The sequence below is a fragment of the Agathobaculum sp. genome (assembly GCF_050946325.1).
Taxonomy (GTDB): Bacteria; Bacillota; Clostridia; order Oscillospirales; family Butyricicoccaceae; genus Agathobaculum.
Window position 1 is genome coordinate 1 of sequence record NZ_JBMNUP010000035.1, and the last position, 14,736, is coordinate 14,736.

Below are 14,736 nucleotides of genomic sequence, written 5' to 3' on the forward strand. Positions count from 1 at the left end.
TTACATCACTCGGCGTTTCCGCCAGCAGCGCGGACAATGTGCTGAATCTGTCCAGCGGCGGTGAAACGCTCAGTTTTTCCCCTGACGAGGGCTATGTATACGACCAGAACCTGAACAGCTACGATATGCCGGCCTATTACCGCAACGGCACCATTTATGTGCCCGTTAAGCTGTGCTGCGGCAAATTCGGGTTTGGCTATTCAACAATTTCCGTTGCCGGAGAAACGATTCTGCGCGTAACCGACGGCACCGCTCAAAGCGATTCTGATTTCACTGCGGCCAAGGCCTCGCAAATCGAAAGTGCCATCAACACCTACAAGGGTATTCCTTCCGATTCCGGCGGACAGACAACGCCGACCGAGCCGCCCATCCCTCCGGTGGAGGAAAAGCCAACGCACCGGCCGCTGCGCGTCTATCTTACTTTTTACGGTTTGCCAAACAGCAGCACGTCCGCTGCGCTGGACGCCCTGCAAAACACGGGACGCCTTGCCACGTTCTTTTTGCCCACCGACTACTCTGCCTGGCCGGACGAGCTGATTCGCCGCATTGCCGCGGAAGGACATTCCATCGCCCTGCTGCTGCATGCCTCTGACCGCGACACCCCCGACAGCCTGACTGCCGCGCTGACCGCCGCCAACACGCGGCTTTCCCTGCTGACCGGCCTGAGCTCCCGCATTGTATCCAATGCAGAAGGCTGCGATAAACTGACGGAATCCCAGCGGGATGCGCTGACTGCCGCAGGTTATCGCCTGTGGGACACTACGTTCGACGCGGGGGATGACAAACAGACCGCAGCCCGCGCGTATGCGACGACCGCGCAGTATTTTGCTTCGACAGACGCGACCGTTGTGCTGCGGCTGCACCACGAAAAAGCAACCGCAGAGGCGCTTCAGCAGCTTTTGGCCTATATGCAGCGGCAGGGCATCCCCGCCTCACGCATTACGCTGAGTACTGCGCCGATGAACGCCGCCGATGATACCCGATAATATCCTCCGTTTGCAAAAGCCCGCCGTAAAGGCGGGCTTTTTTCCTTTAGTCCAGATTTTTTCGGATGTGGTCCAGCGCGCCTTTTTCCAGGCGGGAGACCTGCGCCTGCGAAATATGAATCTCCTCCGCCACCTCCATTTGCGTGCGGCCTTCAAAAAAGCGCAGCCGGATAATCTTTTTTTCCCGTTCATTCAGGTTGTCAATCGCTTCCTTAAGCGCAATGCGCGCCAGCCATTGTTCGTCTGTGTTTTTGCTGTCGCCCACCTGGTCCATCACGCACACCGTGTCGGCGCCGTCATGAAACACGGGTTCAAACAGCGATACAGGGTCGAGGATCGCATCCAGCGCCAGTACGACCTCTTCTTTGGGCACATCCATCATTTTGGCCAGCTCCACAATATCCGGCTCGCGCTGATGCCGGCGCACAAACTCCTCTTTCGCCTGCAGCGCCTTATACGCCATATCCCGCAGGCTGCGGGATACGCGCAGCGCGCTGTTGTCTCGCAGATAACGCCGGATTTCACCAATAATCATCGGCATGAACGTATCAAGTCGAAATACAGCTATCCCGCCTGTGTGCTTGCTTCCCCTATGGTGTAAAACACTTCTATTCTGTCATTTTGCAGCACAATCTTGTCCACGCAGGCGCGTATAAGCGCCTGTCTCGTTCGGTTATCCAGCTCTGCCCAGCAGGCTCCTATGGTTTGCAGCGCACGCCGCGCCTCGCTTTCATCCTTTGCTGCGGCCGCGCGTTTTGTCTGCTGCAGCGCGCGTTCTGCCCTGTCAAGCGCACGTTTTGCGCGTGCAATCGCCTCGCGCAGCGTATCATCTTCCGCCTCCGCATATAATTCGTACAAACGGCGAAGCTTATGCTGTGCCTGTGCATATGCGCGGCGGCAGGCAGCCTCATCGGTCTGACGTGTATGAGGCAGCTCCGGTTCGGCAGCCAGGCGGGACAAATCGCGTATCACGATTTCTTCCACCCTGCATGCCATCACGCCCCGATTGGGACAATTCTCATCATGCACCAGGTGCGGCTTGGACTTATCGCGCGAATAGCAAACCAGCTTATCGCCTGCCTTCCCCCATTTCTGATACCGCATTTTCGCCCCGCAGTGCCCGCAGACCAGCAAACCGGTCAGCAGTTTTCCGGATTCCGCAGCCCGCGGCCGTCCCGCCCGATGCAGACGGCGCTGCGCCTGCTCGAATACGGCAGGCGTGACCAGCGGTTCATGCCGGCCCTGATACCGTTCTCCTCTGTAAAGAATCACGCCCGTGTTGCTCTCCCGCTCCAAAATCTGGCGAACAAGCTGCTCATACCGAAGCCCCAGCTCGCGTGCAATGCGTCCGGCAGACTGGCCCGCCAGGTATCTGTCATATATTTCCCTGACGGTATCTGCATCGCTGTTTGGCACCAAAATGCCCTTTTCCGCATCATAATCATAGCCAAACGGTATTTTTCCGCCGCCCGGCCAATAGCCGGCCTTGACCCGCTCCACCATGCCCATGCGTGTACGCAAAAAAATATTCTCCCGCTCCAACTGGGCAAACGCTGACAGAATGCCGATCATCGCCCGTCCGTAAGGGCTTCCCGTATCAATATTCTCATTGATGGAGACAAAGTCTACACCATGCGGCATAAATACGTCCTCAATCAGATACAGTGTGTCCTTCTGACTGCGGCTGAGCCGGTCCAGTTTGTAAACAACAACCCGCTCCACCGCGCCGTCACGAATCGCCGCAATCATCTCGCTCATTGCAGGGCGGGTTAAGTTGGAACCGGAAAAACCGCCGTCCACATAACGCTTAAACTGCGCGGCGCCTTTCATCCGGCAGTATGCCTCCAGACGCTCTGCCTGCGCGGCAAGTGAATATCCCTCCTCTGCCTGCGCCTCGGTGGAAACGCGAAGATATAGTGCGGTATGCTTCATAAAAACTCCTTCCCTGAACCGCGTTCCTCCGCCTCCAGTATAGCAGAAGGCGCAATATCCGGCAATGGAAGCTCCTGCCGGCAGCGCACACCGCTCAACAGGCTGCCAACGCCGTCTCTGTCCAGCAGCAGCGGCGGCATCGCTCCGTGCAGCCGCTTCCCATTCAGGTATCGGATAATCTGCATCTAAACCACGCTCCTTTCTGTTTTATTCTGCCCCAATCCTGCCTGCCGGAATCATATTTCTGTTTTTTTCTTCATTTGCTCACAACTTGCCCAAAATCTAACCAAATTAACCCTTGTGAAGCAGACACATGTGGGTGTATAATGGTTACAATAAATGTTTGCCATGCAGACCAAAAATTTGGAGGAGAATGCTACATGTTTGAAAGTTTGATTGCAACGCTGAAAGCGGAAAAGCGCACCATCGTATTTACCGAAGGTCCCGATCCCCGCATTCTGGAAGCCGCTGCACGCCTGAAGAAGGACGGCCTGATGGATTCGATTCTGGTTGGCAATGTTGACGAGGTAAAGGCTGCAGCTGCGGCCGGCGGTTTTGATATCGAAGGCATGGAAATCATCGACCCCGCAACCTACCCGGGCATGGACGAGATGGTTGCCAAGATGGTCGAGCTGCGCAAGGGCAAGATGACCGACGAACAGTGCCGCGCAGCGCTTTCCAAGGGAAACTATTTCGGCACGATGCTGGTCAAGATGGGCAAGGCGGACGCGCTGCTCGGCGGTGCGACCTACTCCACGGCTGACACGGTTCGTCCGGCGCTGCAGATCATCAAGACCAAGCCGGGCAACAAAATCGTCAGCTCCTGCTTTATTCTGCGCCGAGACGCCAAGGACGGCGGCGATGAGCTGTACGCGATGGGCGACTGCGCCATTAACATCAACCCGAACGAGGACGAGCTGGTGGAAATTGCTGTTGAAACCGCAAAGACTGCCAAGGCTTTCGGCATCGACCCCAAGGTTGCGCTGCTGAGCTATTCGACCAAGGGCTCCGGCAAGGGTGAAACCGTAGATATGATGAAGAACGCCACCGAAAAGACGCAGGCTGCCGCACCCGATCTTGCGGTTGACGGCGAACTGCAGTTTGACGCAGCGTTCTCTCCTGTTGTCGCAGCAACCAAGTGCAAGGGCTCTCCGGTTGCCGGCCAGGCCAATACGTTCATCTTCCCTGATATCAACGCCGGCAACATCGGCTACAAAATCGCACAGCGTCTGGGCGGTTTTGAGGCTTACGGCCCGATCCTGCAAGGCCTGAACGCGCCGATCAACGACCTGTCCCGCGGCTGCAACGCGGACGAGGTTTATCAGATGGCTATCATTACCGCCGGTCTGAAATAATCCCTTCTCACTGTACGCAAAAAAGGACTGACCCATTGGGTCAGTCCTTTTTCTCCGTCTATTATTTTTCCTCTTCAGTCGGAGGGTCTTTTCGCGCCTGCTGCTCTGCGGCAGCACGACGGCGCTCCTTCGCCGTTACCGGAGGCTGTTCTTCCTGAGAAACGTCCACAAAATCGCCGGTCTCCGGATCAATCCGCGTTTTACCCCGATAGGCGTTGGTATCCGTTGTCAGCCCGCGTTTTTTCAGCAGGTTATTGAACACCTCGGTCAGTATGCTATACAGCACAGCAAACAGCGGCACGCCGACTGCCATACCCACAAAACCAAATATACCGCCGAATACCAGAATGGCAAACATAACCCAGAAGCTGGTCAGACCGGTTGAGTTGCCCAGAATCTTGGGGCCGAGAATATTGCCGTCAAACTGCTGCAGCACCAGCACAAAAATGGCGAAATACACCGCCTGCATCGGGCTGGTAACCATAACAAGGATTGCGCTCGGTATCGCGCCGATAAACGGGCCGAAAAACGGAATGATGTTGGTAACGCCGATAATAACCGAAATCAGCAGCACATACGACTGCTCAATCGTCAGCAGGCCGACCGCACAAAGGATGCGCATGCCCGCAAAACACAACACGCCGATAATCAGCGAATCAATCAGCTTACCGGTAATAAATCCGCCGAACACACGGTGAATATGACCCACGCGCTTGATAATGCGGTTGGCCGTATCCACGCGGAACAGGCTGTATGTGATTTTTTTTGCCTGCGCGCAGAACGTATCCTTACTGTTCAGAATATACAGCGCAATGATAATGCCGATTAAAATATCCAGCAGCACAGAAACCGTGGTCACCACGCCGGTCATCAGAGAAACGAGCTGCGGCAGCGCAATATTCTGCACCCAGTTGACCACCTGCGTTGAAAACTGGTCGTACAGCTGCATAAAGTTGCGCTCCAGCACAGGGTTATCCTTGAACAGCGCAGCCGCCCAGCCGGAAATTTCCTCCAGATAAACATCCAGCGATTCCAGAAGCGAGAACACGCTGACAACGAGCTGCGGCAAAACCATCCAGAGCAGTATGCCCACAATTGCAATGCCAATCAGCAGCGTTATGGCGCTGCACATTCCCTTTGCAATTTGCGTACCATGTTCCAGCCGGCGCGCCAGCCGCGGCCGCAGCCGCTTATACATGCCGTTAAAAATCGGCAGAAGCAAATAGGCCATCACAAAGCCGTAAATAAACGGGCTCAGGATACCGAGCAGCTTTTTAACCAGCTGCCAAAGCTCCGACAACGAATATAATGTGAAAAAAACAAGAACGCTTGCCACAATCACCAAAAACGCCGTCAATCCCCACTGGAAATAGTGCGGCTGTGCGCGGAAGCTTCTCTTATTATGCTGTGATGGGTCCTGCAACGATGTATTCCTCCCCGGCTGAATCGTATCTCAGCACCATACGTCTTTTTTACTCTTCTTCATCAAAGAAAATGCGCCACAGCAGATACAGCCAGCTTGCGGCAAACAGAACAAACAGCGCGCCGCGGATTTTCTTAAAGAACTTGGAGAAGCAGCTTCCCAGCCACAGGCCAAGCGACAGCAGGCAGGTTTCAAAAACAGCAAAGTCAAATAAAGAAAAGCCCTGCGCCTTGCCTACCGCATAATTGGTCCAGCGACCGGCGCAATCCTTCGCTTCGTTTGCATAACCCAGCATCTGGTCAGCTCGGGCACGCAGCGCCTCACGATCAATTGAATCCAGGTAATTTTTCATAACGTTTCCTCTCCTTTATGACTGGTATAGCGGGATGAGCGGCAATTTTTTCCGCCCCTTACCTCCTTGGCAATGCTGCACGGCGCAGTACCCATGCAGGAAATGCGGCCAAGCCGCATGCCGATTTTCTGCGCCAGTTCATCCGCGTCGGCGCTGTCCGTCCGCCGCAGGGCAGCCTGCAAAATCAGACCGGCCGCACGGGCATCCGAACCCGCTTCATGATGGTTCAGCGGGATGCCAAGCGCCTCCGATACCGTGTCCAGTTTATGATTTTCCAGCTCCGGCCATACGCGCTGCGACACCTTTACCGTACACACATATCTGCATTCCGGCACAGGCAGATGGAAGTGCGCCAGGCAGGCGCAGAGCACCGCCGTATCAAACATGGCGTTATGGCAGACCAGCACGCTTCCCTCGGCATCCTCCGCCACCGTGCGCCAGACCGCGTCAAAACGCGGCGCATCGGCCACCATTTTCTCTTTGATATGGTTGACGCGCACATTGCCCCAGTGAAACTTCCCCACGCCGTCCGGCGGCCGAATCAGCGAAACCTGCTCGCGCACCAGCGCCGCATCCTCAAACACAGATACGCCGAGCGCACACGCGCTGAGCGGCGAGGCGTTGCCGGTCTCAAAGTCCAATGCAACATATCTCATTGCGCATCCTCCTGCTTCGGTGTGCCGGCACGCTCTTTGGCGGCCAGCAGAAAGCGGTAGAACGGCGCAAGACGCTGCATTGCATCTATCATCGGCCCCGCAAAGGAGCCGTCCAATACGGGCGAAAAATCATCGGTTTCCCGAAATTCCACCCCAAGTTCCTTGCGATTCAGCCAGGGCCGGTATTCCGGCCTTGCATCCGGAAATCTGGGCCGCTTATACAATTCCCCGGCAAGCTGCACCTGCGGGCAGGCGTTCACCGCATCAAACGCCGCAAGGAACAGCTTGTCTTCATGCAGAATCATATCGCGCGCCGCGTCCATCTCGCCCTTTCCCCACGCGCCCCAGCAGCCATATGCCCAGAACGCGGGATGTATTTCAAAATAATAGCAGGGCACGCTTTCATGCTGCTGCCGAGGACGACGAAAAAACATCCAAAGGTTGGCGCGGTAAAGCGTTTTATCCCTGGTATACCGCGTATCCCGCCGCACGCGGGACACCATTCTTGACGGTGTAACAACAAACAGCGGATCAATCTCCAGCATGGCCGGCGTCATCTCCGCAATTAAATCATAATACGGCTGAATCGCAAGCCGTTTGATTTCTTCTTTGTGCGCTTCGTAAAATTCCTTACTGTTTTGCAGGCGGTTGAGCTGCAGCAAATCAATTCCTTCGGCACAAAAGCCTGTGAATGCCATGGAAAAAGGGCACCACCTTTCTGTTTATCATTGTACCGCGTTTTTCCAGTTTTCGCAACAGTATTTTGCCGTTTCCCGCCGACAAATACGCAAAATATTGTATCTGCCCCCTTTCTCTCAAGCGGCAGCGGTCCGCTCCGTTCCTTGCAGCGAACAGTGGACAACACGCCCTATAAGGTGTATAATAAACTGTCTCTATATACTTTTTAGCAACAGGAGGAATGTTATGATGCAAAACCCCGAAAAGCTGCTTGACCTGCTCTTCCAGGATGCGAGACTGACCCCCGCTCAGCTTGCCGCCATGACCGGTGAAAGCGAGCAGGACGTTGCCGCAGCAATCCGTGCGTTTGAAAAAAATGATACCATTCTCGGATATAAAACCGTGATTGACTGGGATAAGACCGCAAAAGAGAGCGTTACCGCACTCATCGAAGTCAAAATCACTCCACAGAAGGGTATGGGTTTTGACGAAATTGCCCGTCAGATCTATTCCCACCATCAGGTGGAAAGCGTTTATCTGATGAGCGGCGGTTTTGACCTGACCGTCATCATCACAGGCCGTTCCATGCGCGAGGTGGCGCGTTTTGTATCTGAACAGCTTGCGCCTATGGAAAACGTACTTTCCACCGGCACGCACTTTATTCTGAAAAAATACAAGGAAAACGGCGTGGAATACGATCCCTCAGCAACCGATAAAAGAGAGGTTATGATGGCATGGTAAACTACGAAAGCCTGCTGTCCTCCCGTATTCAGCAGGTAAAACCATCCGGCATCCGCAAATTTTTTGACATTGTCGCCACCATGCCGGATGCCATCTCCCTTGGTGTGGGCGAACCGGATTTTGATACGCCCTGGCAGATTCGCAGAGCGGGCATTCAGTCGCTGGAAAAGGGACAAACGTTCTATACCTCCAACTGGGGCCTTGCTGAACTGCGCAATCAGATCGCTGCGCTCACGCGGCGCAAGTATCGTATCAGCTATGATGCAAACACCGAAGTGCTCGTCACCGTCGGCGGTTCGGAAGCCATTGACAATGCCATCCGCACCCTTGTCAACCCGGGCGACGAAGTGCTCATCCCTGAGCCGAGTTTTGTCTGCTATACCCCGCTGACGCAGATGGCGGGCGGCGTACCCATTCCGCTGCCCACACTGGCAGAGGAGCAATTTAAGCTCAACCCCGAACGGCTGCGCGCCGCCATCACGCCGCGCACCAAACTGCTCATCCTGCCCTACCCCAACAACCCGACCGGCGCCATTATGACGCGGGACGAGCTGGAAGCCATTGCCGCTGTCCTGCGGGATACCAATGTGTTCGTCCTGTCCGATGAAATCTATTGCAGCCTGACTTACGGCGGCGAACCGCACGTCTGCTTTGCCGAGCTGCCCGGCATGAAGGAGCGTACCATCGTGGTAGACGGCTTCTCCAAATCGTATGCGATGACGGGCTGGCGTCTGGGCTGGGCGATGGGGCCCAAGGAAATCATGCGCCATATCTGCAAAGTGCATCAGTTCGGCATCATGTCGGCCCCGACGACTGCACAGTTCGCCGGCATCGAAGCCATCCGCACCGGCGAGGACGACATTGAGCGTATGCGCTCTCAGTATGACATCCGCCGCCGCTACCTGCTGGGCGAACTGCGCGATATGGGGCTCGACTGTTTTGAGCCCAAGGGCGCGTTTTATATGTTCCCCTCCATCGCTTCAACCGGCCTGTCGTCCGAGGAGTTCTGCGAGCGTCTGCTGAAAAGCCAGCAGGTCGCAGTGGTGCCGGGCACTGCATTCGGCACAAGCGGCGAAGGACATGTACGCATTTCCTATTCGTATTCCATGAATCATCTGCGGGAGGCCTGTTCCCGTATTCGCAGCTTCCTGCAAACGCTGTAACAAAAAACGCTCTGCTTACCGCAGAGCGTTTTTTATCATTTTTCTCTTTACACCATCGTGCATATCGCAGCTTTGCACTGTCGTCTCAAGCGGACCTATACGGTCTGCTTGCATTCTTAAGACACGCAGTACTGCGCCATGTAAGCGTCCATCAGCGGCAGCAGATGCGCATATTCCGCCTTATCCGCCAGATATTCGCGGATATCCTGCACAGTAACCAGCGCATGCACCTTGATGCCGAACTCTTCGCCGACCTCCATCACTGCGGTCTTGCCCGGGGTCTGGCCGACTTCACAGCGGTTAACCGAAATGAACATATCGGTCACCTTTACATCCGCGCAAGACTGCAGCACCGGCATGGTTTCGCGAATCGCCGTGCCCGCGGTGATCACATCTTCAATAATAATTACGCGGTCGCCGTCCACCGGCTTGTAGCCGACGATGCTGCCGCCCTCGCCGTGGTCCTTCGCTTCCTTGCGGTTGAAGAAAAAGGGCTTGTCAATACCGTAATTGCGGGCAAGCGCGCCGGAAACCGAGGTTGCCAGCGGGATACCCTTATAGGCCGGACCAAACATTGCGTCAAAATCATCCCCGATGGTCTCCTTAACAAGCGCCGCATAAAATTCGCCCAGACGGGAATTCTGCAGGCCGGTCTTATAATTGCCGGTGTTGACAAAATACGGGGTCTTGCGGCCGGATTTGGTCGTAAAATCGCCAAAGCGCAGCACGTCCGCACTCATCATAAATTCAATAAATTCCTTTTTTGCAGCTGAAAGCATGATCGTTCCACCTTTTTTTCATTTGCTATCAGTATAGCAGATTTTACCCCAAGGCACAAGCATGAAACACCCCCGTTGAACGTATTCATTGCTGAAAACCACTTAACAAGCCAAAATTTACGAAACCCACCAATCTCCATTTGCAAATTGATTGAAACAGCCTATCTCTTCCGCAATCGTATTGCCTGCAAAATCTTTTATGATAATCTTATTATACCCCTTCCGTCCTTCATTTCATTGACCATATTTTTCTATCCATATGCGGCTTTCTTTATCTTTTCGGTCAGAAAAAAGGCCCCGAAACACTGTTTCGTGGCCTTTTTCTTCGTTGTATCGCAAACACAGTTCAATCTGCGCTGCCGCGCATCTCTTTTTACCGGAGCACCGCGCCCTGATCGGCCGAAGTGACCTGACGCGCATAGCGTGCCAGCCAGCCGGTCTTGATGTTCGGCTCGCGCGGTACAAAGGCGGCGCGGCGCGCCTCCATTTCCTCATCGGAAATTTTGACGTTCACGCTGCTTGCCGGGATGTCGATTGCGATGATATCGCCCTCCTGCACCAGCGCGATCTCGCCGCCGGACGCCGCTTCGGGCGACACATGGCCGATGGACGCACCGCGGGACGCACCGGAAAAGCGGCCGTCCGTGATGAGGGCACAGTCCTTATCCAGCTTCATGCCGGCCAGCGCCGAGGTCGGATTGAGCATTTCACGCATACCCGGGCCGCCTTTCGGGCCTTCATAACGGATGACGACAACGTCTCCCTTGTGGATCTCACCCGCATAGATGGCCTGGATTGCGTCGTCCTCGGAATCGAACACCCGCGCCGGACCTTCGTGCACCATCATCTCAGGCGCAACCGCCGAACGCTTGACGACGCAGCCGTTCTTTGCAATGTTGCCCCACAAAACGGCGATGCCGCCGGTTTCGGAATACGGGCTTTCGAGCGGCCGCACGACCTCGGTATTCCGATTGACCACACCCGCAAGGTTTTCACCAACCGTTTTGCCCGTTGCCGTGATGAGCGACAGGTCAAGCAGGTCGCGTTTGGTCAGTTCTTTCATGATGGCCGGAACGCCGCCTGCCATGTACAATTCCTCAATATGATGCGGACCGGCAGGCGCCAGATGGCAGATGTTCGGCACCTTGGCGGAAAGCTCGTTGAGCGTTGCCAGATCGAGCGGCACGCCTGCCTCATTTGCCAGCGCCAGCAGATGCAGCACCGAGTTGGTGGAGCAGCCGATTGCCATTTCACAGGTCAGCGCATTGCGGAACGCCGCCGGCGTCAGAATGTCGCGCGGCTTGATATCACGGCGCAGCAGCTCCATGATCTGCATGCCGGCGTGCTTGGCCAGATGGATACGCGCCGCATGCACCGCTGGGATCGTGCCGTTGCCGGGCAGCGCCATACCGATGGCCTCGGACAGGCAGTTCATCGAGTTGGCGGTGTACATGCCCGAGCACGAGCCGCAGCCCGGGCAGGAGCCGCATTCGCACTCCGCGAGCTTTTCATCGTCAATCAGGCCGGCCTTATATGCGCCGACCGTTTCAAACGTCTTGGAGAGCGAGATCTCCTCCCCATCGTAGTGACCGGCCAGCATCGGGCCGCCGGATACGATGATGGACGGGATGTTCAGACGGGCCGCCGCCATCAGCATGCCGGGCACAATCTTATCGCAGTTGGGAATCAGCACCAGCGCATCAAACTGATGCGCCTGCGCCAGTGTTTCCACGCTGTCCGCAATCAGCTCACGGCTGGGCAGCGAGTACTTCATGCCGATATGCCCCATGGCGATGCCGTCACACACGCCGATGGCCGGTACCAGCACCGGCGTACCGCCTGCAACACGCACGCCGGCCTTGGCAGCGTCCGCGATTTTATCCAGATTGATATGTCCCGGAATGATTTCGCTGTAAGCGGAAACAACGCCGATGATCGGCTTTTTCATCTCCTCTTCGGTCAGGCCGCAGGCGCGCAGCAGCGAACGGTTGGGCATGCGCTCCGCACCGGCGGTGATATTATCACTTCTTTTCACGGAAAACTTCCTCCTTTTTGCGAAACAGGCGGGCGGAAATCCCGCCCGCCTGTGCGTTTGTTCATCGTCTGCACCTGCCGCCAAACTGCGCCGCAGGCGCATTTTAATAGAAAACCGCCACGCGGTTTTCGTAAAAACCCGCGACATGCGCGTGGGTTTTTACACCCCGACCCAGCCGCCTCGGGCGGCGTCGTTCGGGTATCGAAACGCGTTTTCCCCGGGAACCGCGTTTCGTATATAGGGGGCTTGCGAAGCCCCCTATAAGGCTTTTATTTTTTAAGCCAGCTCATCATGCCGCGCAGCTTCTTGCCGGTCTCTTCCAGCTGGCTGTCTGCCTCACGGGCACGGGTTGCCAGGAAGCGCGCACGGCCGCCCGCACGGTTCTCCTGAATCCACTCGGAAGCGAAGGTACCGTTCTGGATCTCCTCCAGAATCTTCTTCATCTCCTTGCGGGTCTCCTCGGTGATGATGCGCTTGCCGGTGCGGTAATCGCCGTATTCCGCAGTATCAGAGATCGAGTAACGCATCTTGGCAAAACCGCCCTCATTGATCAGGTCAACGATGAGCTTCATCTCATGTACGCACTCAAAGTATGCGTTCTCCGGCGCATAGCCCGCGTCAACCAGCGTCTCAAAGCCGGCCTTCATCAGCTCGCAAACGCCGCCGCACAGAACTGCCTGCTCGCCGAACAGGTCGGTTTCGGTCTCGGTCTTGAAGGTGGACTCAAGAATGCCCGCACGGCCGCCGCCGATGCCGCAGGCATATGCCAGCGCGATGTCCATCGCCTTGCCGGAAGCATCCTGCTCCACGCAAACCAGATCGGGAACACCTGCGCCTGCAACATACTGGGAACGAACCGTGTGGCCCGGGCCCTTCGGCGCAATCATGATGACGTCAACGTCCGCCGGAGGAACGATCTGCTTGTAGTGAATGTTGAAGCCGTGTGCAAACGCCAGCACATTGCCGGGCTTGAGGTTGGGCTCAATTACATCCTTGTAGATGTCCGCCTGCTTTTCGTCGGGGGTCAGCATCATGATGATGTCGCCCGCAGCAGCAGCCTCAGCCGGTGTCATAACGGTCAGGCCGTAATTCTTGGCCTTGGCCTCGTGCTTGGAGCCCGGGCGCAGGCCAACAACCACATTTACGCCGGAATCCTTCAGGTTCATTGCATGGGCATGGCCCTGGGAGCCAAAGCCGATAATCGCTACGGTCTTGCCATCCAGCAGGGACAGATTGCAGTCCGAATCATAGTACATCTTTACCATTTTTGTTTCCTCCTAAGAATATATAAAATGAATTTAGGAACTTATTTGAGTATGGCGGTTACGCCGGAACGACACATTTCAAGTATCTCAAAATTGGAAATTACGCCCAGGAACGCATCAATCCGGCTGGGCACTTCCGTCAGCTCAACAATAATTGTGCTGCCCGTCGCTTCAATCACCGCCGCGCCGTACAGGTCAGAAAGCTGGCGGATAGAATCCCGCACATCGGCTGATTCAGCCAGCATCTTGATAAACACCAGCTCACGGCAATAGGAATCGCTCTCCTGCAAATGCTCAACCCAGAGGGTTTCCTCCAGTTTGGATACCTGCTTGATGATCTGCTCCAGAACGGTCTCATCCCCTGTAACAACAATGGACATGCGCGAAATCGTGGGGTCTGTGGTGGCCGAAACGGTCAGCGAATCAATATTGAAACCGCGGCGGCCGAACAGGCTGGATACGCGCGCCAAAACGCCGGAATTATTCTGCACAAGTACGGACAGGATATATTTTTTCATTGTTTCTTCTCCCTCCGTCATTCGGCAACCATATCAGCAACCGTGCCGCCTGCCGGAATCATCGGCAGCACACGCTCATCTTTATCAATCCGACAGTCAATCAGAACCGGTCCTGTGCGTTTGAGCGCTTCTGCAAAAACTTCACGGAACTCTGCCAAAGTCGATACACGGTAGCCGCGCGCGCCAAAAGCGTCTGCCAGCTTGACGTAATCGGTCTGCCGGTGCGGGTCGGTCTGGGAATAACGTCCGCCGTAGAACATCGTCTGCCACTGGCGCACATTGCCCAGTACGCGGTTGTTCATAATGACCGTGATAATCGGCAGTCCGTAGGAAACCGCCGTGCAGATTTCGTTCAGGTTCATGTGGAACGAACCGTCGCCCGTGATATGGACTACCGTTTTCTCCGGAAAGGCCACCTGCGCGCCCATCGCCGCACCATAGCCAAAGCCCATCGTACCAAGGCCGCCCGAGGTCAGGAAATGCCGCGGTTTGGTGCAGCCGTTATACTGCGCCGACCAAAGCTGGTGCTGACCCACATCCGTGGCAAGGATTGCGTCTTCGCCCGCCATTTGAGAAATCGTCTGCACAAGCTGGTGCGGACGGATAACGCTGTCGTCATCCTTCGGCACATAGTCCAGCTTAACGCGCCACTCCTGAATCTGCCTGCGCCATGCATCGTGCTTTGCTTCCTTTACATAGGGCAGCACCTGCTTCAAAAAGCTGCGGGCGTCGCTCACAATCGAATATGCCGTGCCAACATTTTTGTTGATTTCCGCCGCGTCAATATCAACATGCACTACCTTTGCGCCGGGCGCAAAACGGTCGGTATTGGTCGCCACACGGTCGGAAAAAC

The 14,736-nt window shown here is 55.7% G+C and carries 15 protein-coding genes and 1 pseudogene; 4 read left to right on the plus strand and 12 right to left on the minus strand.

Features of this window, described 5'->3' with window-relative positions:
• Positions 1-986: polysaccharide deacetylase family protein (locus ACOYIE_RS04430; protein ID WP_433410952.1), on the plus strand; the 986-nt coding region annotated here is incomplete at its 5' end.
• Between the two features lie 46 nt (positions 987-1,032).
• Here ACOYIE_RS04430 and ACOYIE_RS04435 read toward each other — a convergent pair.
• The 3 genes and pseudogenes from ACOYIE_RS04435 to ACOYIE_RS04445 all read right to left on the minus strand — a co-directional run.
• A pseudogene (locus tag ACOYIE_RS04435) lies at positions 1,033-1,527 on the minus strand (sigma-70 family RNA polymerase sigma factor); the annotation flags it as partial.
• A 23-nt stretch (positions 1,528-1,550) separates the two neighbouring features.
• On the minus strand, positions 1,551-2,918 hold the full coding sequence (locus tag ACOYIE_RS04440) for a recombinase family protein (RefSeq protein WP_433410953.1): 1,368 nt from the start codon (positions 2,916-2,918) through the stop codon (positions 1,551-1,553).
• A complete protein-coding gene (locus ACOYIE_RS04445) occupies positions 2,915-3,103 on the minus strand; it encodes a hypothetical protein (protein ID WP_433410954.1) in 189 nt (62 codons plus the stop codon). Before ACOYIE_RS04445 ends, ACOYIE_RS04440 begins: the two co-directional genes overlap by 4 nt.
• A 195-nt stretch (positions 3,104-3,298) precedes the next feature.
• On the opposite strand from ACOYIE_RS04445, the gene pta reads away from it, so the two are divergent.
• Positions 3,299-4,273 carry a phosphate acetyltransferase gene (pta, locus tag ACOYIE_RS04450; RefSeq protein ID WP_433410955.1) on the plus strand — a complete coding sequence of 325 codons (975 nt, stop codon included), beginning with the start codon at positions 3,299-3,301 and terminating at the stop codon, positions 4,271-4,273.
• A 61-nt stretch (positions 4,274-4,334) separates the two neighbouring features.
• Here the strand turns inward: pta and ACOYIE_RS04455 are convergent, their stop codons facing one another.
• The 4 genes from ACOYIE_RS04455 to ACOYIE_RS04470 are packed head-to-tail and all read right to left on the minus strand — an operon-like array spanning position 4,335 to position 7,402.
• Positions 4,335-5,696, minus strand: coding sequence for an AI-2E family transporter (locus tag ACOYIE_RS04455; RefSeq protein ID WP_433410956.1), 1,362 nt, complete (start codon positions 5,694-5,696; stop codon positions 4,335-4,337).
• 49 nt (positions 5,697-5,745) lie between these two features.
• Entirely contained in the window at positions 5,746-6,048 is a 303-nt protein-coding gene (locus tag ACOYIE_RS04460; protein WP_433410957.1) for a hypothetical protein, read from the minus strand.
• The gene (locus ACOYIE_RS04465) at positions 6,045-6,704 is read right to left on the minus strand and encodes a 3'-5' exonuclease (protein ID WP_433410958.1); all 660 of its coding nucleotides are present in this window, start codon (positions 6,702-6,704) and stop codon (positions 6,045-6,047) included. The genes ACOYIE_RS04460 and ACOYIE_RS04465 overlap by 4 nt, the downstream gene beginning before the upstream one ends.
• Positions 6,701-7,402, minus strand: coding sequence for a DUF2461 domain-containing protein (locus ACOYIE_RS04470; RefSeq protein WP_433410959.1), 702 nt, complete (start codon positions 7,400-7,402; stop codon positions 6,701-6,703). The genes ACOYIE_RS04465 and ACOYIE_RS04470 overlap by 4 nt, the downstream gene beginning before the upstream one ends.
• A gap of 229 nt (positions 7,403-7,631) precedes the next feature.
• Here ACOYIE_RS04470 and ACOYIE_RS04475 point away from each other — a divergent pair, with 229 nt between their 5' ends.
• On the plus strand, positions 7,632-8,123 hold the full coding sequence (locus ACOYIE_RS04475) for an Lrp/AsnC family transcriptional regulator (protein WP_433410966.1): 492 nt from the start codon (positions 7,632-7,634) through the stop codon (positions 8,121-8,123).
• Positions 8,117-9,286, plus strand: a complete 1,170-nt coding sequence (locus ACOYIE_RS04480; protein WP_433410960.1) for a pyridoxal phosphate-dependent aminotransferase — start codon at positions 8,117-8,119, stop codon at positions 9,284-9,286. The genes ACOYIE_RS04475 and ACOYIE_RS04480 overlap by 7 nt, the downstream gene beginning before the upstream one ends.
• Positions 9,287-9,402: 116 nt before the next feature.
• Here the strand turns inward: ACOYIE_RS04480 and pyrE are convergent, their stop codons facing one another.
• The 5 genes from pyrE to ACOYIE_RS04505 all read right to left on the minus strand — a co-directional run.
• The gene (pyrE, locus tag ACOYIE_RS04485; protein WP_433410961.1) at positions 9,403-10,065 is read right to left on the minus strand and encodes an orotate phosphoribosyltransferase; all 663 of its coding nucleotides are present in this window, start codon (positions 10,063-10,065) and stop codon (positions 9,403-9,405) included.
• A gap of 373 nt (positions 10,066-10,438) precedes the next feature.
• Positions 10,439-12,100: a dihydroxy-acid dehydratase gene (gene ilvD / locus ACOYIE_RS04490; protein ID WP_433410962.1), complete on the minus strand. Its 1,662-nt coding sequence runs from the start codon at positions 12,098-12,100 to the stop codon at positions 10,439-10,441.
• Between the two features lie 269 nt (positions 12,101-12,369).
• Positions 12,370-13,365, minus strand: a complete 996-nt coding sequence (gene ilvC, locus ACOYIE_RS04495; protein WP_433410963.1) for a ketol-acid reductoisomerase — start codon at positions 13,363-13,365, stop codon at positions 12,370-12,372.
• A 41-nt stretch (positions 13,366-13,406) separates the two neighbouring features.
• Positions 13,407-13,883 carry an acetolactate synthase small subunit gene (ilvN, locus tag ACOYIE_RS04500; protein ID WP_433410964.1) on the minus strand — a complete coding sequence of 159 codons (477 nt, stop codon included), beginning with the start codon at positions 13,881-13,883 and terminating at the stop codon, positions 13,407-13,409.
• A 17-nt stretch (positions 13,884-13,900) separates the two neighbouring features.
• Positions 13,901-14,736: thiamine pyrophosphate-binding protein (locus tag ACOYIE_RS04505; protein ID WP_433410965.1), on the minus strand; the 836-nt coding region annotated here is incomplete at its 5' end.